Consider the following 23,069-nt stretch of genomic DNA (forward strand, 5'->3'; position numbering starts at 1 on the left):
ACGGCTAAGCCGCAGCGAGGCGCCGCGCCCGGCCGCCCTCAGCGCTTGAGGCGGATCTTGCGGGTCAGGACCTTCGCGGTCCCGCCGGCGGCGGGGCGGACGGTGATGCGGATGGTCACCGAGACCTTGTGGTGGCGGGCCAGCGCCTTGCGGGCGGCGCTGCGTGCCGCGGCCGGCAGCTTGACCTTCAACGTGGCCTTCGCGCCCTTGGCGAGCCGGCGGCCGCGGATCGACGTGAGCTTGTAGACCTTCGCCGCGCCCGGGGCCGACATCGTCCCCGACGCATCGACGGTGCACGCCGCGTCGGGACAGGACACGGTCACCGCGACCGAGTTACCCGCCTTCTGGGTCGTCGCGCCACCGGCCTTGGCGCCGGGTGCCGACGGCGCGGCGGGGGCGCTCGGACCCGGCGTGCCGGGATTGGCGGGCGGGGCCGTCGGCGGGGTGGGGGACGGGACCCCGGGATCCGGGTCCGGATCGGTGCCGGCGCCCAGCGTCGCGGAGATCTGGCGCGGCGCGTCGGTCTCGTCGCTCTGGTCGGTCCACAGCAGCGTTCCGTGGCCGGCGCGGTCGACGCCGAGCGCGAGGATCGTCGGCGCGAAGAGGCCGGTGATCGTCGGCACCGGCGTCGCCGCGTTCCACGTGCCGCCGGGGAAGAGATCGCTCGAGACGATCTGCGATCCGTTGACACCGGCGATGATCGCGCGCGCTTCCTGGTTGGCGCCGAGCTTGCCGTACAGCGGGATCGGCGCCTCCGTGGTCCAGGTGCCGAAGATGTCGCCCGCGGTCGACGTCAGCGCGTTGGTGGCGAGGTAGCCGCCCTTGTCGCCGCCCAGAGGGGCCGGCCCGACGCCGACGACCTGGAGGTTCGACGGCACCGATGGGCTGCGGGTCGTGGGCGAGTTGGCGACCCATGCCGTGGTCCCGACGGCGCGGGTCCAGAGCGTCAGGGTGCACGGCGCCGCGCCGTAGCAGGCGCCGATCGCCGTCGAGTCGCTCAGCGGTGATTTCGCCAGCGTGATCGCGCTGGCGTTGCCATTGCCCAGTTGCAGCGGGGTGCCCCAGCCACCTCCGGCCGTCCGCTCGTTAACCCAGAGCTCGGTGTTGCCCGACTTGCTCCAGCCGACCGCGACGTCGCCGGCGAGGTCGACGTCGAGCTTTACAAGGCCGGCGCGCATCGCGGTCGACACCCGCTGCGGGGCCTCCCACTGGCCGTCCAGCGACCGGCGCCGGGCGAAGAGCCCGTCGCCGGGGCTGTCGCCGATGCCGTACAGCTGCACGACGGTCGCCCGGCCGGCGGAGTCCATGATCACGTAGGCGCGGTTGCCCTCGCTCGACACGGTCTCGCGCGGGCCCCAGACCCCGAGGTGGCGGACGCGCGCGTAGGTCGTGGACGTCTGGGAGCCGGGGGCACTCTCGACCCAGACCACGATCGCCGTGCCCTGGGGGTCGATCGCCACCGCCGGGGACAGCCCGCCGTTGGCCGGGCTCGAGACGACCAGCGGCGTCGACCAGCTGCGGAAGTCACGGACCGACACCGCGACGACGCCGTTGCCCGACTCCTCGTCCCACGCCGCGATGGCGCGACCTTGCTCGTTGACGGCGAGAACGCCGTCGCCGGCGTCCACGGTCGGCGTCGAGAGCATCGTGGGCGCGGCCCAGTCGACGGCGGCCTCGGCAGACGCCGGACCCAGGACGCCGAGCGCCACCACGAGGAGGATCGCCGCACGGGCGCGAGCAGAGGACCGGTGCGTCATGAGAGCCGGAAGCCTAAACGGCTCGCGCGCGTACCGGTAGGGGATTTTCAGCAGACGGGTGGGGAGGAGTTCCTCGGCGGAGCGGAGGGCACGTCGCGCGGCGCATTCATCGCGGCCACGCTGAGTTTCAGTGGGTCTTGCCCGTCGCGAAGTAGCGGCGGCGGGTGTCGCGGTCGTCGCCGGCCGTGAAGTACGGCGGCAGCCACTCCGCCGTCTTGGCCTTCAGGTGCTTGGGGCGGAACGTCTCGTGCTGGTCGATCGCGATGGCCACGGCCTCGCGGAAGCCGTAGTGCGCGAACAGGCGGATGTACTCGGTGAAGTAGATGTCGGCGACGCGCCGGTCGCCGCGGATGACGAGCATGTTCTCGTCGTTGGTGTCGGTGCTGGCGTCGCTGAAGTTGGCGGACCCGGTGACGACGGTCGGCGACGCGGAGAGCGGGTCGACGAGCATGAACTTGGTGTGAACCCACTGCACGTTGTTGGTCAGGCCGTTGGCCTCGGCGAGCCAGCCGTCGAAGCCGTTGAGGGGGATCGAGCCGCCGAGCGCGACGACGACGTTGGACCGGGTCTGCAGCGCCTTGATCTTCTTGGTCTGTTCAGCCTTGGTGCGGCCGACGCCGTAGTCCTCCATCAACGCCAGGCGCAAGATGTTGTCATTGGTCCCGTAGACGCCCTGGAACGCCTTGTTCATGCCGAACGCGAACGTCATGCACAAGCCCTGCTTCGCCTGGCCGGCGAGCTCGGCGTAGCGTTGGAGGACGTCGTCGCCGGTGTGGGGCGAGAAGACGGCCGACACCGGGTCCTTCCATGCCTTGGCCGGGGGCGCGGGCGGCTCCGGGTTGTGCTTGTTGACCCAGTCCTTGATCGTCGCGGTGGGGGAGTCCTTGGCCAGTTCGGTCCAGTAGTCGAGGTAGGCCTGGGCGATCACAGGGTCCTCGACGACGTGGCCGACGTTGAGGTGCCCGAAGATCCCGTTCTCGCTGATGTTGGTCGAACCGGTCCACACCGCCACAGGCTGCTTGTCCTTCATCAGCACGAAGAACTTGTTGTGCATGATCTTGCCCTGCGTGCGCGGGGTGCAGATGTCGCCGATCCCGGCCTGCTTGATCGCCGTGGCTGACTTGGCGCGCGGCCCCGACTTGCTGGAGATCGCGTCGTAGACGACCGACACCTTGGCCTTGCGGTCGCGCGCGGCGCCGAGCGCCTCGAGCACCGACGGCCAGTTGAACTCGTAGACCGCGCCGTGCAGGGACCACCTGGAGTTGGCGGCGCGCGCGACGAATGCCAGCAGCGCCTCCTCCAGGCCATGGGAGAGGTACCGGTAGGCGGCCTTCTGAAGGTCGCCGGCGAGGTTCTTGGGGAGGACGTCCTGGAAGTCGCGCGCGTACTCCTGCGAGGCGACCGCGCCGCGGTTGAAGAAGATCGCGTGCGGACTTTCGGCGGTGGCCGCCTCCGGCTCGGTCGTGACCGTCACCGACGCCGAGCCGCGGCTGGTCAGCGCCGCCGGGGTCCCGTAGCGCGGAACCACCTCGTAGGTGTACTCGCGGCCGGGGGCGACCTCGTAGTCGGCCCACCAGAAGCCCTGAATCGGATGGTCGAACGTCGAGACGTTGGCCGCCGGCCCGACGCCGGGATCCGTCTCGGCGAACGTCTTCATCCCACGCAGCCACCGCGTCTCGCCGTTGACCGCGTCATGGCGGCTGATCGCGAACCCGAGACAGCCGGCATGCTTGCTCTTCGCCAGGTCCAGGCCGAGGAAGACGACCCTCGTCCCCGCGACCGCGTTGATGGTGATCCCGCTTTTGGCCCTCGGTTTCGCTCTCACGACGCGACGCTACTGGCGGAGCCCGCCGCTGCGCAACGCTGAGCGGTGCTGTCTAGGCATGGGATGCGGCGGCTGTGTCTGCCGAAATATCACGGTACGCCGAAATTCGGGGCTAGTGATCGAAGAGCGATTCTGCGTCATGGTGTTTCAAGCCGGGCCGCGATGGCTAAGGGGAGTGCGCGGCGCCAGTTGGGAGAGGACGGCGTCGTGGTCCATACACCTTTGGAGGAGGAACATCGTGAAGCGAGCGCTTCTCGCTGCCGTCGCCGTCTCGGCGATGGTGTCTGCTGCTGTCCCAGGCGTCTCATCGGCTGCCAAGCCGAAGAAGGACAAGTCTGAGAAGGTCGCCGTCAAGCTGGCCAACGCCGTGACGGTCAACAACATCCTGCGCCACGAGCGCGCGTTTGCCAACATCGCCGAGCGCAACGGCGGTACGCGCGTCTCCGGCTCGCCGGGGTTCGACAAGTCGCGTGACTACGTCGTCAACACGCTGCAGAACGCCGGCTACGCGGTGACCGTGCAGCCGTTCGAGTTCCCCTACTACGAGCCGCTGGCGCCGTCGACGCTGGAGCGCACCGCGCCCGACCAGCACACCTACGCCGACGACGAGTTCGGCACCTTCGACTACTCGGGCAGCGGTGACGTGACCGCCAACGTCCAGGCGGTCGACCTCACGCTGCCGCCGACCCCTGAGCCCAGCTCGACGAGCGGCTGCGAGGACAGCGACTTCGCCGGCTTCACCGCGGGCAACATCGCGCTGATCCAGCGCGGCACGTGCACGTTCGGCGAGAAGGTCATCAACGCCCAAGAGGCCGGCGCCAGCGCCGTGGTGATCTTCAACGAGGGCCAGGCGCCCGATCGCGTCGACGTGCTGGAAGGCACGCTCGGCGGGCCGGTCACGATCCCGGCGGTCGGCGTGAGCTTCGCCGAGGGCCAGTCGCTGGCCACGGCGGCCGAGAGCGGCACGGTCACGCTGCACGTCACGACCTCGACGCTGTCGGAGACGCGCACGACCTACAACACGATCGCCGACGCGCCCGACGGCGGGCGCACCGACCACACGGTGGTCGTCGGCTCGCACCTGGACTCGGTCGCGGCCGGCCCGGGCATCAACGACGACGGGTCGGGCTCGGCGCAGGACATCGAGATCGCGCTGCAGTACGGCAAGGCGGTCAAGAACCCCAAGAACCACCTGCGGTTCCTGTTCTTCGGGGCCGAGGAGGAAGGCCTGCTGGGCTCGGCGCACTACGTCGAATCGCTCGACCAGGCCGCGCGTGACGAGATCATCGCGATGGTCGACCTCGACATGATGGCCTCGCCCAACTACGCGCGGTTCGTCTACGACGGCGATGGCTCGGACTTCCCCGGTGACGAGGGCCCGACCGGCTCGGACATCATCGAGGCGTTGTTCACCAACTACTGGGCCAGCCGCGGGCTGGTCAGCGAGACGATCCCGTTCGACGGCCGCAGCGACTACGTGGCGTTCACCGACGTCGGGATCCCGTCGGGCGGCATCTTTGCCGGTGCCGAGGGCGTGAAGACCGCCGAGCAGGCCCAGAAGTACGGCGGCACGGCGGGCGCCCCGTTCGACCCGTGCTACCACCAGGCGTGCGACACGCTGGCCAACCTCAATCGCCAGGCGTTCGACGAGTTCTCTGACGCCTCGGCCTACGTCACCGCCAAGCTGGTCATGCGCGAGAACGACCTGACCGACAACACCGAGACGCTCAAGGCCAAGCGGATCAAGCAGCAGGACTACAAGGGTCCCAAGCTCATCCGCTAACCCGAGAGACCTCGTCCCCATCCCTGCCGGGACGAGACCAACAGCAGCGCGCGGGGCGGCCACCGGACTTCGGCCGCCCCGCCGCTCGTCGTGACCCGGTCCGGGCCGGCGGCCGGATCGATCTTCACCCTCGGAGCATGGGTCGCCATCACCCGCGCGCGACGTAGCTTCAGCCGATGTTCAGCGAAGCGCGGGCGTCCATGTCGGCGCGGTACGCAGGCACCGCCCGGACCAACCGCCGCGCCTAGTCGTGCGATGGACGTGCTCGCGCCGGTCAAGGCGTTCGATCGCCTCCAGCGCCGCCACGGGGTGCTGGCCGTCCCGGTCGCGGTGATCAAGAAGTTCGGCGACGACCAGGGCGGCAACCTCGCGGCGGTGATCGCCTACTACGCGTTCTTCAGCCTCTTCCCGTTGTTGATGGTCTTCGTCGCGGTGCTCGGCTTCGTGCTCGATGGTGATCCCGGCGCCCAGCAGGCCGTGCTGGACTCGGCGCTGAACCAGATCCCGATCGTCGGCGACGACATCCAGGCCGGGTCGCTGACCGGCAGCACGGCCGCCGTGGTCGTCGGCGCGGTCGGCGCGCTGTTGGCCGGCCTCGGCGTCACGCTCGCGACGCAGACCGCGTTCAACCGCGTCCACGGCGTGGCCCACCGCGAGCGCCCCGACTTCTTGATCTCCCGCGTGCGCGGACTGGGCATGCTTACAGCGCTGGGCACGATGCAGCTGATCTCGACCGCGGTAACGGGGCTGGTGACCGGCGGGCTGGGCGGCACGGCGCTGACCGTCGCCGGTCTGGTCATCTCGCTGGGCGTCAACGCGATCCTCTTCGCGATCGCCTTCCGCGTGCTCACCGACCCCAGCGTCCCCACCCGCGAGCTGCGCCCCGGGATCGCAACGGCCGCGCTGCTGTGGACGGCGCTGCAGGCGGTCGGCGGCGTCTACATCGGGCACGTCGTCAAGGGCGCGAGCACGACCTACGGCACGTTCGCCACGGTCATCGGCCTGCTCACCTGGCTCTTCCTCGGCTCGCGCGTCGTCGTCTACAGCGCCGAGATCAACAGCGTCCTGGCCCGCCGCCTGTGGCCGCGCGGCCTCTTCGACCCGCCCGAGCCCGCCGACCTCGAGGCGCTGCGCTCGCTGGCCGAGATCCAGGCCCGCCGCGACGACCAGCACATCGCGGTGACCTTCGACGACCCAGGATCGTCGCCGCGCGGCTAGGAGCTCCAGCGCGCGGTCAGCTGGTAGAGCACGATGATTCTCGCTCAGGAATCCTGAGCGCAATACGTGCTGTTGAGGTGTGTTGGGTGAGCGACGTCCTCAAAACTCGCTGTCACGCTGTGAAGTTGAGGATCGCTGAGTTTAATGGGAAACGAACTCATCCCTCGCGGGTGAGGCGGGTGGGCCATGTCGGGGCAGACACTGAAGCCATGTTCAGACGTGCGCTGCTGCTGTCCATCGCGGCTCTTGTCGTCCTTGGTGGCGGCGGCGTGGCGCCGGTGGGGGCGCAGCAGGTGATCCACTCCGATGGGCCGCTGACCGACATCTGGATCACCCAGGGCCTCGACTGCCAGGTGCGCCATCAGGCCGACGGCAACATCTACGAGGTTTACAACCCCTACAACACAGACGGCAATTGCTTCACGGGTGTTCGCGTGGACGGCACGTGGTACACGAACCGGCTCACCGCCGGCAACGTCCGGCTGGTCAGCCAGTCCGCGACGACCGGCAGCGGCACGCGCGCCGATCCGTACGCCATCGTCACCGTCCTCGCCGCCGGTGACTCGGGGATCACGCTGCGCGACCGCACGTCCTACGTGGTTGGCGACGACGCGTTTCGCGACGACGTGACGATCGTCAACGACGGCGATGCTCCTGCTGACGTCCAGCTCGGCCACGGGATGGACTGCTATCTCGGTGCCAGCGACGTCGGCTACGGCCTCGTCGAACCAAGCGCCGGTGGGCGCACGACGGTCGCGTGCACCAAGACGGTCAACAACGATCCGCCGACGCGCATCGAGGCCTACATCCCGATCGACGGCGGCAACACCTACTTCGAGGGCTACTACTACAACGCCTTCGACATCCTGCGTGGCGCGCTCGAGTGGCCCAACGGCTGCATCTGCAGCACGTTCATCGACAACGGCATGGCGATCGGCTGGGACGTCACCGTCCCCGCGCACGGGGAGGTCACGCGCTCGCATCTGACGGCGTTCTCGCCGCAGGGCCGGATCCCGGATCCGCCGCCGCAGTGCCGCGACACGGGGGCCGAGACGCAGGCGACGACGCCGGTCACCGTCGACCTGACCTGCGACGGGATCATCGAAGGCCGGGCCGTCGTGACCCAGCCCGCGCACGGGACGCTCACCGGCGACCCGAGCACCGGCACGCTGACCTACACCGCCGACGCCGGCTTCGTCGGGACCGACACGTTCACGTTCCGTGCCAGCAACGAGAGCGGCCCGTCCAACGACGCGATCGCGACGATCCTGGTCTACGCCGGTCCGCCGGCGCCGCCCGAGCCGCCCGATGAGCCGGTTCCCGACACGCCCGATCCCGGCGAGTTGCCGCCGCACCCGGAAGATCCGGCGACGTTGACGATCACGAAGGTCGATCCGGCGATCCCCGGCGCGCCGACGATCGCGGTCGGGCTGCGATGCGAGGTCGGCGGGGACGGGCTCTGCGTGGGGCAGGTCCGCGCCAACGGTCGCAAGGTCCCGGTCGTCACGACGCGCACCGGCCTCAAGCGGGTGCGTCTCGCGATCACCAAGCGGTTGCGTGAGCGCCTCGGCGGCCGCTGTCGTCACGCCAACGTGGCCATCAGCGCGGTGACCTTCCAGCCCGGGGGTCGCGCGGCGCGGACGCGCACGCGCACCGTTCGGATCGCCACGCCGGGCTGCCGCGTGCCGGCAGTCACGGGATGAGTTGAGGAGACGAGCAACGATGAGACGGCGAGCATGGATCCCGATCGTCGCGGCCGTGACGCTCGCGGCGGTGACCGCGACGACCGCGCCCGCGGTCCAGATCGACAGCGCCGGGCCGCTGAGCCGCGTGCTGGTCACGCCCGACCTCAACTGCGGGGTCGACCACGTCGGCGACACGGTGCCGGAGTTCTTCGGCGACACCGCCTGCGCGACGCTCGTCGCCACGTCCGACACGCTCTACGGCCCCGGCTACATCCCCGCGGGCAGCGGCGCCGCTCCGCTCACGGCCTGGACGCCGGTCTCGCAGACCGGCCCGACGGGCACAGGCACGGCCACCGACCCCTACACCATCACAACGGTCGTCACCGGCGGCACGCTCAGCGTGACCGAGGTCGACCGCTACGTCGTCGGCGACGAGTCCTACCGCACCGACGTGACCGTCACCAACCAGGGCACCGATCCGCAGGACGTCGTGATCTACCGCGCCGGCGACTGCTACCTGCAGAACAGCGACTACGGGTTCGGCCTGCTGGAGAACGGGACGGCGACCTGCCTGGCCGCCAATCCGGACGGCACGCGCGGCGAGCGGATCGAGGCGTTCGCGCCGATCACCAACCCCAGCAACGCCTACCACGCGGGCTACTGGGAGGTCTGGGCGGCGATCGGCACGCGCCGGCCGTTCCCGGACACCTGCCGCTGCGAGGACTACATCGACAACGGCGCGGGCAACAGCTGGAGCCGCACGATCCCGGCCGGCGCGTCGGTCAGCGTCGCCGGCCTGGTCACGTTCTCGCCGACGGGCAACCAGCCCTTGGTCATCACCAAGACCGGCGACCACGACAGCGTCGACGCGGGTCGCGCGTCGGGCTACACCATCAACATCGCCAACCCCAACGTCCGCGACGTCCCGCTGACCTCGCTCTACGACGACCTGCCGCCCGGGTTTGCCTACATCACGGGTTCGACGACCGGCCTGACGACCGCCGAGCCGCAGATCGCCGGGCAGCGCCTGACGTGGGCCGGCCCGCTGGTCGTGCCCGGCCTGACCACCGTCAGCCTGCACTTCGCGGTGACCGTCAGCACGGTGCCCGGCACCTATCGCAACACCGCGGCGGGAACCGCCGACGGCTACACGGTCGTCCCCGACGAGCAGACGGCCCCGGCCGACGTGCGCCCGCTTCAGAGCACGACGACGCCCCACCTCGAGATCACCAAGATCGCCGACGACGTCTCGGGCCTCGCGGGTCTGCGCACGGGCTACACCATCACCTTCACCAACCCCACCGACAAGACGCTGCAGCTGACGACCGTTGACGAGCGGATGGCCGACGGCGCGGCTTATGTCGCCGGCTCGACGACCGGGATCACGACCGCTGATCCCACGGTCGACGGCCAGGCGCTGCACTGGGACGTCGACGTCCCGGTCGCCCCGCGCAGCGCGGTCACGCTGCACTTCGGAATCCGCCTTCCGCTCGATGCCGACGGCATCGTCCGCAACCCGACGGTGCAGGCGACCGTCCAGGCGGCGGGCGCCGAGCCGCAGGTCAGCACGGCGCAGAGCACCGCACCGGTGCATCTGGCGTCGCGGCCGATCCGCGGCGCGCTGCGCCTGCGCAAGATCCCCTCGCGGCGAACGGTGATCGCCGGCCGGACCGTGACGTTCACGCTGATCGCCCGCGACCTGGCACCCAAGACGGCCACGACCGTGCGGATCTGCGATCGCGTCCCGGCCGGCCTGACGGTCGTCGCGGCACCGCGGTCGATGGGCAGCGGGCGCAAGCTGTGCTGGGTGAGGGCGATCCCGAAAGACCGGCTCACCGCCACCGTGACCTACCGCGCGCGGGCGAAGACCACGGTCCGCGGCCCGGTGCGGTCCCAGGCGACGGTGAGCGGCCTTCAGCGCGATCCGGCCTCGGCATCGGCCGGCGTCGTCATCCGCGGCCCGCGTACCGTGCCGATCACGACGGGCTGAACGCTCGCGCGGCCCGCCCCGGCAGCGGAAGGGCGAGGCGGTGACGGGGCGGCGCTCCTGGCCGGCGCGCCGGCGGCCTCGGCGACCGAGGTCCGCCGTCCCGTCACGAGACCCTCCGGACCCCGACGCGGCCGCCGGCGCGGAGCGTCGCGACGTGCTGATCGACCTTCTTGTTGGTGTCCTCGGCGATGGTCAGGTCGGCCGAGAACGACGGGAACGCGACTTGGCGGCCGTTGGACGAGAGCGCCGGGGAGAAGCTCGTCCGCGATCCCGGACGCCCGTCGGGCCGGCGGCTGGCGAGCGTCGTGCGGCCGCTGGGAACGTCGCGGACGTAGATCTCGCCCTCGCCGTGGGAGGGCGCGCGGACGATGTCCTCGGCGTGGGAGTCGAACGCCACGCGGCGGCCGTCGGCCGAGATCGACGGATAGCGCGAGTAGCCGTTGGCGAAGCCGCCGCAGCGGTCGCGGGAGATCAGGATCGTCCGGCCGCTGCGCAGGTCGCGCCGGAACACGTCGCGGACGCCACCGGTGTCGCCGGCCACGACATCGGGCGCGGAAGACATGAACGCCACGTAGCGGGCGTCGGCCGATGGGACGCCCGCCAGGCTGCGGCCACGCGCGGCGGCGCCGCGCGGCGTGGCGGAGACCAGGACCGGCGGGCCTCCCGCGAGCTTCAAGGCGTACACGTCCCAGGTCTTGTTGTGGTCCTTGCCCGAGCGAGCGCGCACGGTCTCGAACACGAGCGTCGTGCCGTCGCCCGACAGCGCCGGCCGGTAGGCGTCGGCGACCGCCAACCGCACCGACCCGGTCGCGAGGTCCGCGACGTAGACGCCCTCGCGCGGCGCGCCCGCCACGAGATCGGTCGCCCGCGACTCGAAGGCCACCAGGCGCCCGTCGGCCGAGAGCGATGGCGCGCGGCTGCGCGCGTTCCCGCTCGAACCGGAGCGCGTCGCGCTGACCAGGCGCGGTGGGCCGTCGGCGTCGGAGACGAAGACGTCGCGCGCGCCGTTACGGTCGCCGGCGGCCAAGCCGGGGTCGTCGGACTCGAAGGCGACGCGCCGGCCGTCGGCGCTGATCGCCGGCGCGCGGCTCGTCGCGGTCCCGGCCGCCAGGCGCGAGTCGGCGACCAGGCGCGGACCGCGGCGCACGTAGACGTCCCGGTCGCTGCCCGCGTCGGGGGCCAGCAGCGCCAGCGGCGAGTCGAAAGCGACCACGCCGCCGCCGGCGCTGATCGCCGGGCGCGCGTCGTAGCGATGCGAGACGGGACCTTCGTGCCCGTGCGCGTAGACCAGGGTCGGGCGCGCCGTGCAGGAGGTCCCGGGGGAGGGCGGGCGGTGGAACGCAGCGGGCCGGGCGCGCGGAGGAGCGACGACCGCCCGCGCCGACGCCGCCCGCGCGCCGACGGTCACCGCGTACTCCAGGCGCTTGCCCTTCCCCGCGCCGGCCAGGACCGTGTAGACCACGTGCTGGCGACGGCCGCAGTGAAACGGCCCGACCGCGCCGCGCGCCAGCGACGGCGCCTCGCCGCGGCGGAAGACCGGGCCGAGCTCGGTGTGCCCGGCCACCACGAGGTCGGCGCGCACCGCGGACGTCGCCGACCCGGGCGCGAACGTCGTGCCGACCGCGATCAGCTTGCGACGGGCCAGCCGCGCCGAGCACGCCACCGTGGATGGCGGGACCTGGACCGTGAACCCGTCGTGTGCGACCAGGCGCGCGCCGCGGGCCACCCGCGGCAGCCCGCTGCACAGCGCGCTGCGCGGGATCCAGCCCGCGCGGTGCTCGTGTCCCGCGCCGACTCCGCCGTACCACGGGTTGCGCGCCCGGCGCCGCGCGGTGAAGACGTCCCCGGCGAAGAGGATCCCGACGGCGCGGTCGATCGGGTGGTCGCGCAGCCAGACGCTCGGCGCGCAGATCCGCGCCTGGAACGGTCGCGCCAGCGCGGTCGACCGGCCGCGGCCGCCGCGACCGCCGCTATTGCGCATGGCCGCGCGGTCGCGCCGCAGCGCTTCGCGCCCGCGGGCCGACGGCGGGCAGAACGCATGCTGGACGACGTAGCCCCGGGCCGCCTTGGCGTCCTCGACGACGCCGAGCGCCCATGCGCCCCGGAACCAGTAGCGCCGCATGTCCGTGCCGCGCCGCGCCCAGCCGACGCGTGGCCCGCCGGGCCAGCGCTCCACCGCCGTCGTGGCGCACAGCTTGCGGACCGTGCCGTGCGTGCCGTGCTCGCGGCGCTGTCCGGCCGCCGCCGCGGTCCGGACGTCGAGCGCACTGACCACGAGCACCGCCAGAAGGAGGGCCGCCCAGGCGGCGCGCAGATCACCCATCGAGAGCGCCATCTTCCCGGACAACGAGGTCCGATCGTCTGGGTGACGGCGCGGTGTCCGCGGATCCTGGCGTTCACACGACAGAAACGGAGCGGGCGATCCGGTCCTGCTACGGTGCTAATCGGATCGTCCACTCCGCTTTTTCTCGACCTCCGCAGGAGACCTCTTCGTGAGCACCGCCGCAGAAACCCGCCGCAACAACAAGATCGCGCTCTACGTGCTCTGCCTGGGGATGTTGATGATCGTCCTGGACGGGACGATCGTGAACACGGCGCTGCCGGTGCTGAAGGACAGCCTGGACTTCTCCGACGGCAACCTGACCTGGGTGCTGAACGCGTACCTGATCCCGTTCGGTGGCCTGCTGATGCTGTCGGGCCGCATCGGCGACCTGATCGGTCAGCGCCGGATGTTCCTCTGGGGCATGTCGCTGTTCACCTTCGCGTCGCTGCTCTGCGGGCTGGCCGAGAGCCAGGAGGTGCTGATCGCCGCGCGCTTCCTGCAAGGCGTCGGCGGCGCGCTGGGCTCGTCGGTGATCCTCGGGATGATCATCACCATGTACAAGGAGCCGCGTGAGCAGGGCGAGGCGATCGGGGTGTACTCGTTCGTCGCCTCGGCCGGCGGCTCGCTGGGCCTGCTGCTCGGCGGGGTTCTGACCGACATCCTCAGCTGGCACTGGATCTTCATCGTCAACGTCCCGATCGGCATCGCGACCGTGGGCCTGGCCAAGCGGCTGGTCCCCGACCGTCCCGGCCTCGGCCTCAAGGAGAACAAGGTCGACGTGCCGGGCGCGCTGATGCTGACCGGCGGCCTGATGATCGCCGTCTACGCGATCGTCGGCGTCGAGAAGGAGGGCTGGGGATCGGCGCAGACCCTCGGGCTCGCAGCCGTCGCGCTCGTCTTGCTGACCGGCTTCGTCGTCCGCCAGGCCCGGATCGCTCACCCGCTGCTGCCCCTGCGGATCTTCCGCTCGCGCAACGTGACCGGCGCGAACCTCGTCCTGCTCGGGGTGCTGTCCGGCATGTTCAGCGTCTTCTTCTTCGGCGCGCGCTACGCGGGTGAGATCCTCGGCTACAGCCCGATCGAGATCGGCCTCGCCTTCCTGCCGATGACGCTGCTGATCGGCGGCGCCTCGACGCGGGCAGCCCAGCCGGTCGCCCAGCGCTTCGGGCAGCGCTACACGCTGATCATCGGGCTCACCCTGATCATCGCCGGCGTGCTGCTGCTCACCCAGGCGCCGGTCGACGGCTCCTACGTCGTCAACATGCTCCCGTCGATGGTGCTGCTCGGGTTCGGCGCGGGTCTCAGCTTCCCGTCCATCATGGGCCTGGCGATGTCGGGATCGACGCCGCAGGACTCGGGCATCGCGTCGGGCCTGGTGAACACGTCGATGCAGGTCGGCGGCGCAATCGCGCTGTCGGTCCTGGCGACGTTCGCCGCCGAGCGCACGAGCTCCCAGCGAGAGGGCGGAGCGAGCCCGTTGGAGGCCCTGAACGCCGGCTTCCACGTCGCCTATCTCATCGCCGCCGGGATCGCCGCCCTGGCGATCGTGGCCGCGGCGCTGGTGCTCCGCGACGAGCCCGCGCCCGAGTGGGATTCCGAAGCGGCCGGCGAGCTGGCCGAGGACGAGGCAGCCGGCGCACGCGCCTACGCGTGATGCCGGGCCCGGGGGGTAGGCTCGAACGATGAGCACGGTGGCCGCAGGCGGCACGGTGGGCGCGGACGACGACGACGACGTCGCTCGCCCGCTGCGCGCGGACGCCCGGCGCAATCGCGAGCGCGTCCTCGCCGCCGCCACCGCGGTCTTCGCCGAGCAGGGCGCAGACGCGAGCGTCGCCGAGATCGCCCGCCGGGCCGGCGTCGGGGCCGGCACGTTGTTCCGGCACTTCCCGACCAAGCACGACCTGCTGCTGGCCAGCCTCGAGCTCGGCTTCGACGACGTCCAGGCCGCAGTCGCCCACGCCGAGACGCTCGACGACGCCTGGGAGGCCCTCGTCCACGTGATCACCGTGTGCGCCGAGATCCAGGCGCGCGACCGCGCGTTCCTCGAGTCGGTCGGCCCCGAGCTGTTCAGGGAGCCCAGCCTTCAGCGCCGCAACGACGAGCGCATGGCGCACATGGAGGCGCTGGTCCAACGCGCCCGCGCCGCCGGTCTCGTCCGCGACGACCTGCGCGCGGAGGACCTTCCGTTCCTCGTCGCCGCCGTGGGCGGCGCGACCGGCAAATGCGGCAAGGGCGGCGCGATCGCGTCCGACCTCTGGCGCCGCTACCTCGGCATCGTCCTGGACGGGCTGCGCCCCGCAGCCGCCTCGCCGCTGCCGGTCGCAGCGCCGACGCTCGCCGAGCTGACGGCGTCGTGCAAGGCGTCCTGACGAAGCGGACGCCAGGCCGGCAGCGTCCGCGCCGGATCTAGGCCTGCTCGCCGGGCATGGAGACCCGCACGCCGTCGGACGGTTGCTCAGGGCCCGAGCCGTTCTCGCCGGGGCTCGCGAAGCGTGGCTGGGCGCCGGGCGCCGGCATGGTGTCGTCGCCCCGGTAAGGGCCCGGCTTGGGTCGAGGGTGGCCGCCGGGAAACGCGAGGCGCAGGATCGTGCGCTGCACGCCGCCGAGCTGCTGGCCGAAGGGCCCTGAGTTGTAGGGCAGGCCGTAGCGCTGGCAGATGTCCTTGACCTGGGGCGCGATCTCGCCGTAGCGGGTGCTCGGCATGTCCGGGTAGAGGTGGTGCTCGACCTGGTAGCCGAGGTTGCCGCTGATGACGTGGAAGAGCGGCGAGCCCTCGATGTTGGCGGCGCCGAGCAGCTGGCGGACGTAGAAGCCGCCGCGGGACTCGTCGGCGACCTCGTCGGGGCTGAAGGTGTAGGTCTGGTCGGGGAAGTGCCCGCAGAAGATGATGGCGTAGGACCAGGCGTTGCGGGCGATGTTGGCGGCCGCGTTGGCCTTCAGCGTGGCCCGGAAGGTCCGGCGCGCGACGTCGGCCGCCGCCGCGGCGGCGCCCGCGCGCTTGCTGCGTCGGCGCTCCCGGGCGTAGCGCGCGCCGCCGGCGACCGCGGCGCTCAGGAGCGGGAACGCGACGTAGTCCTTGACGACCTGCGCGCGCGCCTTGCCCGCCATGCCCTTGAGCTCGCGCTTGATCTGGGCCTTCGACTTCTCGCCCTTGCGGATCGCCTCGAAGTCGAGGTCGTGCACCGCCACGCCCCACTCGAAGAACATCGCCAGCAGGATGTTGTAGAGCGGCTGGAAGAGGTAGACCGGGTGCCACTTCTGGTGGGGGTCGATGCGCATGATCTCGTAGCCGAGGTCGCGATCCTTCCCACGGATGTTGGTGTAGGTGTGGTGGACGTAGTTATGGGAGTGCTTCCAGGCCTCGGCCGTCGACGCGGTGTCCCAGTCCCAGGTCGATGAGTGGATGTGCGGGTCGTTCATCCAGTCCCACTGGCCGTGCATGACGTTGTGGCCGATCTCCATGTTCTCGAGGATCTTGGCCAGGCTGAGCATCGAGGTCCCCAACAACCGCGCGGGCGGAAAGCGCGAGCCGACGAGCACGACGCGGCTGCCGACGACCAGCCGGCGGTGCAAGGCGATGATCGAGGTGATGTAGGTCCGGTCGCGTTCGCCGAGCTGGGCGAAGACCTCGTCGTGGATGGCATCGAACTCCCGGCCCAGCGCGTCGATCTCCTCCTCGGAGAGGCGGGCCAGCGGACTTTCGATCAGCGCTTCGGTCACAGGGTTCTCCTAGAGATAGATCTCGACGTCGCCCTCGGGCGCGTTGACGCAGGTGCGGACGGTCTCGCCGGGGCCGCCGGAGACCTCGCCGGTGCGCAGGTCGCGCACCTGCCCGCTGCAGAGCTTCCCGACGCAGGTGTGGCAGATGCCCATGCGGCACCCGAAGGGCAGCGTCGCGCCGGCGTCCTCGCCGGCTTCGAGGATCGGCTTGGAGCCGTCGCTCTCGGCGGTCCGGTCGCTGTTGAGGAACTTGATCGCGCCGCCCTCACCGCGCTCGCCCTCGCCGACGCCCGCGACCGGTGCGAAGTGCTCGAGGCGCAGCCGCCGCGGATCGGCCTCGCGCTCCCAGCGTTCCCGGAGCGCCTCGACCATCTCGGTCGGACCGCACAGGAACGCATCGCGCTCGCGCCAGTCGGCGCATAGCTCGTCCAGCCGCTCCGGTCCCAGTCGGCCGTCGCGCCCGCTGATCTGCAAGTGCAGCCGGTAGCCGTCCTGGCCGGCGTTCAGCGCGCGCAGCTCCTCGCCGAAGATCGTGCCGGTCTCGGTCCGCGAGGAGTGCAGGTGCACGACGTCGGACAGCTGCCGGCGGCGCTTGAGGGCGCGGAGCATGCTCATGACCGGCGTGATCCCGCTGCCCGCCGTGACGAACAGCAGCTGCTGCGGAACCGGGTCCGGCAGCACGAACGTGCCCTCGACACCGCCGAGGCGCACGATCGTCCCGGCCTTGGCCTCGCGCAGCAGGTACGGCGAGACGGTACCCGCCTCCACGAGCTTGGGCGTGATGGCGATGCACCCGTCGGCGCGCTCGGGGTCGGAGGTCAGCGAGTACGCCCGCCAGTGATGGCGGCCGTCGATGACCAGGCCGATGCGCAGGTACTGCCCCGGCTCGTGCCCCGGCCAGCGCCAGCTCGGCTTGATCGTGATCGTGACCGCGTCGTCGGCTTCGCGCGAGACCTCCTCGATCCGGCCGCGCAGCTCGCGCGTGGTCCACATCGGGTTGATCTGCTCGAGGTAGTCGTCGGGCAGCAACGGCGTGAAGAACGCGCGCAGCGCGCCAAGCGCCCGCCGATGGGCCTTCGGGACCTGCGGTTGGGCTCCTCGTTCTGCCACCTGATCGCGACCGTACCCCCAGCACGACCAGGCCACGCGAAGACCGACGCCCTGAGCGGGCTGACGGCGTCATTTGGGTCGGCGGCCGGATCCCGAAGCACCGGTGGCGCCCTGTATGTCGTCGTCCATCAGGACGAGCGTGCTGAGCGCGGCGACCGTGATGACCTCCACGACCGCCGCCAGTGTGACGGCCGGACGCAACGTCGGCTCGGAGTAGTTGAACAACACGGTGACGCGCGTGATCGCCAGCGCGGCGAGCCCGCCGAGCGTCATGGCGATGCCGGCCAGCGCGGTCAGCCTCGCGAGATCTCCGCGTACGCCGGCCAGCACAAGCGCCAGCGCGGCGGCCCCGACGGCGTTGAGCACGAACAGCGGCCCGATCGTCGGCACGGGTCGCAGTGGCCCTTCGAACTGCTGGAGGTGGATGCCGCCCACGACCAGCAGGAGCGCGACCCCCGTGTAGCGCACGAGGTCGGTATGCGTCAGCGATGGGTGGGTCATCGGACCACCACCGTCCCGTGCATGAACGGATGGATCGTGCAGATGTAGTGGTACGTCCCGGCCTTGGCGAGCGTGATGGTCCGGGTCTGGCCCTTGCCGAAGAGCCCGGTGTCGAACTGGCCGGCGACGGTGGCCGAGTGCGGTGCATCGTCCTGGTTGGTCCAGGCGACCTTCTGGCCGGCCCGCACCGTGAGCGTCTTGGGTCCGTACTTGAAGCTCTTGATCGTGTCGCGGACGACGCCGGCCGCGGGGTCCTGGGCGTTGCCGGACGTCACCTCGGTGGGGCTCAGCACGATGATGAGCAGCGACCCGACGGCGATCACCAGCGCGGTCAGCACGGCGGGGACCGTGCGGCGACGGTCATGGAGGATGGTGATGTTCATGATGGAAAGGCTCTCGTCACGGTGCGTCCATCTCGTCCATGGAGATGCCCAGTCGGAACACCGGTAGGCAGGAGGATGTCCGCCAGCCCGAACGCTCCCGGGCGGCGGGCGGGCAGCGTCGGTCGCCAGGTCGGGTCGACCGCGCGGAAGGAGGAGGGGTCGGCGTCGATGATCCCGACGAGGACTTCGCCGACGATGCGACCGCCGACCGGGCCGAGGCGGTCGCCGGCACGGAGGGCTTCGGCCTCGGCGAGGATGTACCACCACAAGGGTGTCTCGCCGGTCCAGTCATGGGTGGCTAGCCCGACCTGCGCAGGGGTAAGAGGCTTGACGCCGAGGTGGCGGGCGATCGTCTCGCCCGATGGCAGGCCGACGGCCTGTCCGCGCTGGAGGTCGCGGTTGGCCAGCGAGGCGTAGTCGGTGCCGGGCTCGGAGCCGGTGACCTGGGTCGGCAGCGCGATCAGCGGTCCGGGCAGGCGGGGGTCGATGCGCTTGGCGCGTTGGGCGGGCGGGTGGCCGGCGACGTCGATCTGCAGCGTCCAGTCGACGGCGTGCTCGGCCGGGACAGGGCCGAAGCCCATCAGGTCGGGGAACACGCGGACCGGTCCGAAGCCGCGGTTGATCATGTAGGTGTCGCGAATCTGCGCGTGCCCGTAGCGGTAGGCGGCGTCGGCGAACTCGAACGGGATGTATGGGTCCTCGGGATCCATCTTGTACAACTGCGGCCCGGTCTCCAGCAGCTCGGCCGCCAGGGGCGCGCCGATCAGCCCGGGCAGGAACTCGCGCAGGATCACGTGCTGGTAGTGCCAGGTCGCCGCACGGCGGGCCTCCGCGAACACCAGGTCCTCGGCGACCCCGTCGGCCCGCAGCCGGTCGACCAGCCGGTTGTGCATGAGGATGAACGCGACCACGATCTGGTTGGTGAACAGGTGGACGTCGTTGCGCGGGTCGCCGAGCAGCGCGAGGCCCTCGGCGTTGCGCGGCACGTCGTGCCCATCCGGAGACAGCAGCAGCTTGGCCGGGTCAGCTTTCTCATACATGAACGGCGCGCCGATCGGGCCGAGCCCGTACAGCCCTTCCAGGTCGGTCCGCGGCACTCGGACGTTGCGCAGCCGCGCGACGTCGGCGTGGTGGGCGATCGGCGAGCGGTCCGCCGTGATGTCGTGCGCGATGAACTGCCCGAAGAACGGCCACACCGCGGCGACGTGGGAGTCGACGTCGCCGGCGTCCTCGCCGAGGTCGCACGGGCCGCCCGGTGCGCCGAGCGCGTGCAGCGCCGTCTCGTCGGCGGTCAATGGCGCCAGCTCCGGGAACAGCGAGCGGTAGCGCCCGCCGAACAGCGGCGCGTCGACCCGCTCGGGAGCCAGGCAGTGATCTCGGGCGATGATCTTGATGGACATGGTCTCTCTCGGTCTCAGGGGGATGCCTCGCGGAACTGCGCGCCGAACCGCTCGAGGTCCACCCGCCGGCGCAGCACGCGCTCGCCGGCCCGGCGGCTCTGCTCGTCGGTCAGCGTGATCGCCACACCGCCGTTGGCCTCAGACACCAGCGGCTCGGTCCGCACCAGCGACGCGCGCAGGTCGGCGGGCACGAACGCGCACAGCGCGCCGGTCACGCGGTCGATCTCAGCGATGGGCGCGTCGTCGGCGGTGGCGCGCAGCACCACGCGCTCGGCGCGCGCCTCGACGCGGACGAAGGGCCATTGGCGGACCCGGTGGATGAGCTCGTCGGCGTTGCTCATGACGCTGTTCAGGGTCGCGGTCACCGGCGGTCGCTCGCATCCGGGCCGGTGCCGGGTGGGGTGCCCGGTGTGCGTGGCCTGGGGTCTCGGCGGCGTTCACCGAGCTGGTCGGCGCGGGCACGGCCTACGTCCACGCGGGCGACAAGCCGGCGCTGCGGGCGGACCTGCCGCCGTCGGGGCTCATCGCCCCGACGGCGGCGTCAGCCGCTCTCGCACCGCGTCCAGCTCACGCTGGAAGTCCCGCAGCGAGCGCCGCAGAGGACGCGGCACCGCCACGTCCTCATAGGAGCGGGCGCGAGCGCGCAGCGCGGTGACCACCCGGTCCAGCCGCGCTGCGCGCTCCTCGAGGCGATCGCGCTCGAGATGGGCGCCCAGGCTCATTGCGCCGCTCGCACGATGAGGTCGGCGATCGCGCCCGGACGCGAGGCGTACGACGCGTGGGACGCGTCGACCTCGACCGTGCGGGCGTGCGCCCGCCGCGCCATGAACCGCTGCGCGGCCGGTGTGATGACCTGGTCTTGGCGCCCGACGAGGTACCAGGACGGGATCGTCTTCCACGCCGGCTCGGTCGACTTCTCGTTTAGCGCCGCGAGCGTCACCGGCCGCTGCGCGGTGGCCATCACCGCCGCGGTCCGGGCCGGCACGTCGGCGGCGAACACCGCGCGGAACACGGCCGGGTCGATCGTCAGCTCGGTGCCGCCCTCGAACGGGCGCGGCACCAGGGCATCGTTGATCCTCGCCGGGAACCGCATGGCGATGTCGGCGTTGCTCTCGCCGGCCTCAAGGGCGAGCGCGTCGAGGTAGACCAACGCCTTCACATTGCCTACGGCGCGCGCCGCCTCGGAGATGACCGCGCCGCCGTAGGAGTGCCCGACCAGGACGATCGGGCCCTTGACCGATCTGAGCACGCCCGCGACGTACGCGGCGTCGCTCGCCGGGCCGCGCAGTGGGTTGGCGGGGGAGAGCACGGCGTAGCCGCGGTCCTGCAGGCGGCCGGTGACGGCGCCGAAGCCCGAGGCGTCGGCGAACGCGCCGTGGACGAACACGACCGTCGGCTTGGCCGTGGCGGGGGTCGTGGCCCGCGCCGGGGCCGCGCCGGCCAGGGAGGAGAGACCCAGCGTCAGCGCGGCCGCCGGCACGAGCACGCGGCGGGGGAGGGAGGAGAGGAACGACATGATGAACTTGGCTCCTCGGGATCAGGCGCCGTGCAGGACGGTGCGCAGCGTGGCGATCGCCTGGGCGATCGCGCCACGCGCGGCGCGCGTCTCACGGAGCGGGTTGAGCATCATGAAGTCGTGGATCGCGCCGTCGTAGCGGACGGTGGTGATCGGCACGCCCGCCGCCCGCAGGCGGCCCGCGTAGGCCTCGCCCTCGTCGCGCAGGACGTCGGCCTCGTCGACGATCAGCAGCGCCGGCGGCAGCCCGTCGAGCTGCGCGTCGGAGGCCTGCAGCGGCGAGCAGAACGGCTCGGCGCGCTGCGCGAGATCCGGCGCGTAGCAGTCCCAGAACCAGGCCATCGCCTTGGCGCTCAGGTAGTAGCCCTCGGCGAATTCCCGGTAGGAGCCGGTGTCCATCTGCGCGTCGGTGACCGGGTAGTACATCGACTGGTGGACGAAACGGACGTCGCCGCGCTGCTTGGCCATCAGCGCCAGCGCGGCGGTCATGCACCCGCCGACCGAGTCGCCGGCGACCGCCATGCGGTCGGCGTCCAAGCCGTGCGGCGCGCCCTCGCGGACGATCCACCGGGCGACCGCGTAGCCCTGCTCGATCGCGACCGGATAGCGCGCCTCGGGCGAGCGGTCGTACTCCGCGAACACCAGCGACGCGTGGGCGCCGAAGGCCAGCTCGCGGACGAGGCGGTCGTGCGTGCCGGCGTTGCCGAGGACCCAGCCGCCGCCGTGCATGTACAGGATCACCGGCAGCGGGCCCTCGACGCCCTCGGGCCGCATGATGTGGACGCGGACGTCGCCGTAGTCGCACGGGACGGTGGTCCACCAGCTGTCGACCGGCTCCTTGTCGACCGGCGCGGCCTGGACGTCGTCGAGGACCTTGCGGGCCTCGCCTGGGGTCAACTCGTACAGGAACGGCGGGTTCGACGTGGCCTGCGCGAAGTCCCGCGCGGCGGGCTCCAGCACGATCGGGGCGTGCGTGATGTCGATGGTCATCTCGATGGGTCTCCTGGTTGAGGTGATTGGGTTGGTCAGTGAGGTCAGGCGGCCGCGCCAACGCGGGCGGCCTCGAGGATCAGCCCGGCGGTCTGCGCCGGGTGCGAGACGGCGACGGCGTGCGACGCTCCGGCGATCTCGACCGTGCGGCGCGAGCCGGCGCGCTCGGCGAGCGAGCGCTGCAGGGCGGCCGGGATGTTGCGGTCCTCCTCGCCGATGACGAAGTAGGACGGGACGCGCTTCCACAGCGGATCCGGGCCGGACTGCTCCTCCAGCGCGGCCTGCGCGACCGGGCGCTGCGTGGCGGCCATCAGGGCGGCGTCATGCTCGGGGACGTCGGCGCAGAACTGCGCGTGGAAGCGGTCGCGGGCGATCAGCAGGTCGGCCGTGCCGTCGGCGTGCGGGACCGGCGCGAGCGCGTCACCGAGCGTGCTGCCCGGGAAGCGCTGGGACAGCTCGATCGCGCTCTCGCCCGCCTCGGGCGCGAACGCGCCGACGTAGACCAAGCTGATGATGTCGCCCGCGTCGCCGGCGACGCTGGAGATAACCGCGCCGCCGTAGGAGTGGCCGACGAGCACGACCGGCCCGTCGATGGTGCGGATCAGGTCGCTGATCTGGCGGGCGTCGTCGGCGACGCCGCGCAGCGGGTTAGCGGCCGCGACCGAGCGGACGCCGTCGCGGTGGAGGTGGGCGATGACGCCGTTCCAGCTCGACGACTCGGCGAAGGCGCCGTGGACGAGGATGACGGTGGGCAACATGGTGGGCCGTTCCTTTCGGAGGGGAGGGAGTGCTTGACGGCCATCACCGTCGCCCGCCGGGTCCCTGGCTCGCCTCGGTCGCCGTCCCCAGTCCGGACCCCAGGCGGGTG

Annotated in this window: 19 protein-coding genes; 6 read left to right on the forward strand and 13 right to left on the reverse strand. The window is 71.5% G+C overall.

All coding sequences use genetic code 11. The features are described from left to right. Positions 1-38 precede the first annotated feature (38 nt). Together ACT01A_RS25545 and ACT01A_RS25550 are read right to left on the reverse strand one after the other, a co-directional pair. Positions 39-1,757 (reverse strand): hypothetical protein, encoded by a 1,719-nt coding sequence (locus ACT01A_RS25545; RefSeq protein WP_445149935.1) that lies wholly within the window; start codon positions 1,755-1,757, stop codon positions 39-41. Positions 1,758-1,884: 127 nt separating this feature from the next. Next, positions 1,885-3,582 carry a phospholipase D-like domain-containing protein gene (locus ACT01A_RS25550; RefSeq protein ID WP_445149936.1) on the reverse strand — a complete coding sequence of 566 codons (1,698 nt, stop codon included), beginning with the start codon at positions 3,580-3,582 and terminating at the stop codon, positions 1,885-1,887. Positions 3,583-3,820: 238 nt separating this feature from the next. On the opposite strand from ACT01A_RS25550, the gene ACT01A_RS25555 reads away from it, so the two are divergent. The 4 genes from ACT01A_RS25555 to ACT01A_RS25570 all read left to right on the forward strand — a co-directional run bounded on the left by ACT01A_RS25555 (position 3,821) and on the right by ACT01A_RS25570 (position 10,258). After that, positions 3,821-5,365: a M28 family peptidase gene (locus ACT01A_RS25555; RefSeq protein ID WP_445149937.1), complete on the forward strand. Its 1,545-nt coding sequence runs from the start codon at positions 3,821-3,823 to the stop codon at positions 5,363-5,365. 255 nt (positions 5,366-5,620) lie between these two features. Beyond that, complete coding sequence (locus ACT01A_RS25560) at positions 5,621-6,583, forward strand: YihY/virulence factor BrkB family protein (RefSeq protein ID WP_445149938.1); 963 nt, start codon at positions 5,621-5,623, stop codon at positions 6,581-6,583. A 209-nt stretch (positions 6,584-6,792) separates the two neighbouring features. Continuing rightward, complete coding sequence (locus ACT01A_RS25565; RefSeq protein WP_445149939.1) at positions 6,793-8,286, forward strand: Ig-like domain-containing protein; 1,494 nt, start codon at positions 6,793-6,795, stop codon at positions 8,284-8,286. Between the two features lie 19 nt (positions 8,287-8,305). Then, entirely contained in the window at positions 8,306-10,258 is a 1,953-nt protein-coding gene (locus ACT01A_RS25570) for a hypothetical protein (RefSeq protein ID WP_445149940.1), read from the forward strand. Positions 10,259-10,361: 103 nt separating this feature from the next. Here ACT01A_RS25570 and ACT01A_RS25575 read toward each other — a convergent pair whose 3' ends face one another. Further along, positions 10,362-12,581 (reverse strand): TolB family protein, encoded by a 2,220-nt coding sequence (locus tag ACT01A_RS25575; RefSeq protein ID WP_445149941.1) that lies wholly within the window; start codon positions 12,579-12,581, stop codon positions 10,362-10,364. Between the two features lie 238 nt (positions 12,582-12,819). Between ACT01A_RS25575 and ACT01A_RS25580 the strand changes: the two genes are divergently transcribed. Together ACT01A_RS25580 and ACT01A_RS25585 are read left to right on the forward strand one after the other, a co-directional pair. Then, positions 12,820-14,235 (forward strand): MFS transporter, encoded by a 1,416-nt coding sequence (locus tag ACT01A_RS25580; RefSeq protein WP_445152867.1) that lies wholly within the window; start codon positions 12,820-12,822, stop codon positions 14,233-14,235. Between the two features lie 28 nt (positions 14,236-14,263). Beyond that, positions 14,264-14,950: a TetR/AcrR family transcriptional regulator gene (locus tag ACT01A_RS25585; RefSeq protein WP_445149942.1), complete on the forward strand. Its 687-nt coding sequence runs from the start codon at positions 14,264-14,266 to the stop codon at positions 14,948-14,950. Between the two features lie 37 nt (positions 14,951-14,987). On the opposite strand, the gene ACT01A_RS25590 is transcribed toward ACT01A_RS25585, so the two are convergent. The 10 genes from ACT01A_RS25590 to ACT01A_RS25635 form a co-directional block, all read right to left on the reverse strand. Further along, positions 14,988-16,301, reverse strand: coding sequence for a fatty acid desaturase family protein (locus ACT01A_RS25590; protein WP_445149943.1), 1,314 nt, complete (start codon positions 16,299-16,301; stop codon positions 14,988-14,990). Positions 16,302-16,310: 9 nt separating this feature from the next. Next, on the reverse strand, positions 16,311-17,411 hold the full coding sequence (locus ACT01A_RS25595) for a ferredoxin reductase (RefSeq protein ID WP_445149944.1): 1,101 nt from the start codon (positions 17,409-17,411) through the stop codon (positions 16,311-16,313). A gap of 69 nt (positions 17,412-17,480) precedes the next feature. Next, positions 17,481-17,912 (reverse strand): hypothetical protein, encoded by a 432-nt coding sequence (locus tag ACT01A_RS25600; RefSeq protein WP_445149945.1) that lies wholly within the window; start codon positions 17,910-17,912, stop codon positions 17,481-17,483. Next, on the reverse strand, positions 17,909-18,295 hold the full coding sequence (locus ACT01A_RS25605) for a plastocyanin/azurin family copper-binding protein (protein WP_445149946.1): 387 nt from the start codon (positions 18,293-18,295) through the stop codon (positions 17,909-17,911). Before ACT01A_RS25605 ends, ACT01A_RS25600 begins: the two co-directional genes overlap by 4 nt. Continuing rightward, the gene (locus ACT01A_RS25610) at positions 18,292-19,695 is read right to left on the reverse strand and encodes a peroxidase family protein (protein WP_445149947.1); all 1,404 of its coding nucleotides are present in this window, start codon (positions 19,693-19,695) and stop codon (positions 18,292-18,294) included. The genes ACT01A_RS25605 and ACT01A_RS25610 overlap by 4 nt, the downstream gene beginning before the upstream one ends. A 14-nt stretch (positions 19,696-19,709) precedes the next feature. Beyond that, the gene (locus ACT01A_RS25615; protein ID WP_445149948.1) at positions 19,710-20,036 is read right to left on the reverse strand and encodes a hypothetical protein; all 327 of its coding nucleotides are present in this window, start codon (positions 20,034-20,036) and stop codon (positions 19,710-19,712) included. Between the two features lie 180 nt (positions 20,037-20,216). Then, positions 20,217-20,417, reverse strand: coding sequence for a hypothetical protein (locus ACT01A_RS25620; RefSeq protein ID WP_445149949.1), 201 nt, complete (start codon positions 20,415-20,417; stop codon positions 20,217-20,219). Continuing rightward, positions 20,414-21,211, reverse strand: coding sequence for an alpha/beta fold hydrolase (locus tag ACT01A_RS25625; protein WP_445149950.1), 798 nt, complete (start codon positions 21,209-21,211; stop codon positions 20,414-20,416). Before ACT01A_RS25625 ends, ACT01A_RS25620 begins: the two co-directional genes overlap by 4 nt. A gap of 21 nt (positions 21,212-21,232) precedes the next feature. After that, on the reverse strand, positions 21,233-22,201 hold the full coding sequence (locus tag ACT01A_RS25630) for an alpha/beta hydrolase (protein ID WP_445149951.1): 969 nt from the start codon (positions 22,199-22,201) through the stop codon (positions 21,233-21,235). Positions 22,202-22,245: 44 nt separating this feature from the next. After that, positions 22,246-22,959 carry an alpha/beta fold hydrolase gene (locus tag ACT01A_RS25635; RefSeq protein ID WP_445149952.1) on the reverse strand — a complete coding sequence of 238 codons (714 nt, stop codon included), beginning with the start codon at positions 22,957-22,959 and terminating at the stop codon, positions 22,246-22,248. Between the last annotated feature and the right edge of the window lie 110 nt (positions 22,960-23,069).

This window comes from Baekduia sp. Peel2402, from assembly GCF_052567285.1.

Bases quoted from the DNA above. Each gene is read 5' to 3' on its own strand.
- ACT01A_RS25630 (WP_445149951.1), bottom strand. From the start codon at position 22,201: ATGACCATCGACATCACGCACGCCCCGATCGTGCTGGAGCCCGCCGCG.
- ACT01A_RS25620 (WP_445149949.1), bottom strand. From the start codon at position 20,417: ATGAGCCTGGGCGCCCATCTCGAGCGCGATCGCCTCGAGGAGCGCGCA.
- ACT01A_RS25575 (WP_445149941.1), bottom strand. From the start codon at position 12,581: ATGGGTGATCTGCGCGCCGCCTGGGCGGCCCTCCTTCTGGCGGTGCTC.
- ACT01A_RS25605 (WP_445149946.1), bottom strand. From the start codon at position 18,295: ATGAACATCACCATCCTCCATGACCGTCGCCGCACGGTCCCCGCCGTG.
- ACT01A_RS25585 (WP_445149942.1), top strand. From the start codon at position 14,264: ATGAGCACGGTGGCCGCAGGCGGCACGGTGGGCGCGGACGACGACGAC.
- ACT01A_RS25560 (WP_445149938.1), top strand. From the start codon at position 5,621: ATGGACGTGCTCGCGCCGGTCAAGGCGTTCGATCGCCTCCAGCGCCGC.
- ACT01A_RS25580 (WP_445152867.1), top strand. From the start codon at position 12,820: ATGATCGTCCTGGACGGGACGATCGTGAACACGGCGCTGCCGGTGCTG.
- ACT01A_RS25570 (WP_445149940.1), top strand. From the start codon at position 8,306: ATGAGACGGCGAGCATGGATCCCGATCGTCGCGGCCGTGACGCTCGCG.
- ACT01A_RS25635 (WP_445149952.1), bottom strand. From the start codon at position 22,959: ATGTTGCCCACCGTCATCCTCGTCCACGGCGCCTTCGCCGAGTCGTCG.
- ACT01A_RS25545 (WP_445149935.1), bottom strand. From the start codon at position 1,757: ATGACGCACCGGTCCTCTGCTCGCGCCCGTGCGGCGATCCTCCTCGTG.
- ACT01A_RS25610 (WP_445149947.1), bottom strand. From the start codon at position 19,695: ATGTCCATCAAGATCATCGCCCGAGATCACTGCCTGGCTCCCGAGCGG.
- ACT01A_RS25600 (WP_445149945.1), bottom strand. From the start codon at position 17,912: ATGACCCACCCATCGCTGACGCATACCGACCTCGTGCGCTACACGGGG.
- ACT01A_RS25615 (WP_445149948.1), bottom strand. From the start codon at position 20,036: ATGAGCAACGCCGACGAGCTCATCCACCGGGTCCGCCAATGGCCCTTC.
- ACT01A_RS25565 (WP_445149939.1), top strand. From the start codon at position 6,793: ATGTTCAGACGTGCGCTGCTGCTGTCCATCGCGGCTCTTGTCGTCCTT.
- ACT01A_RS25625 (WP_445149950.1), bottom strand. From the start codon at position 21,211: ATGTCGTTCCTCTCCTCCCTCCCCCGCCGCGTGCTCGTGCCGGCGGCC.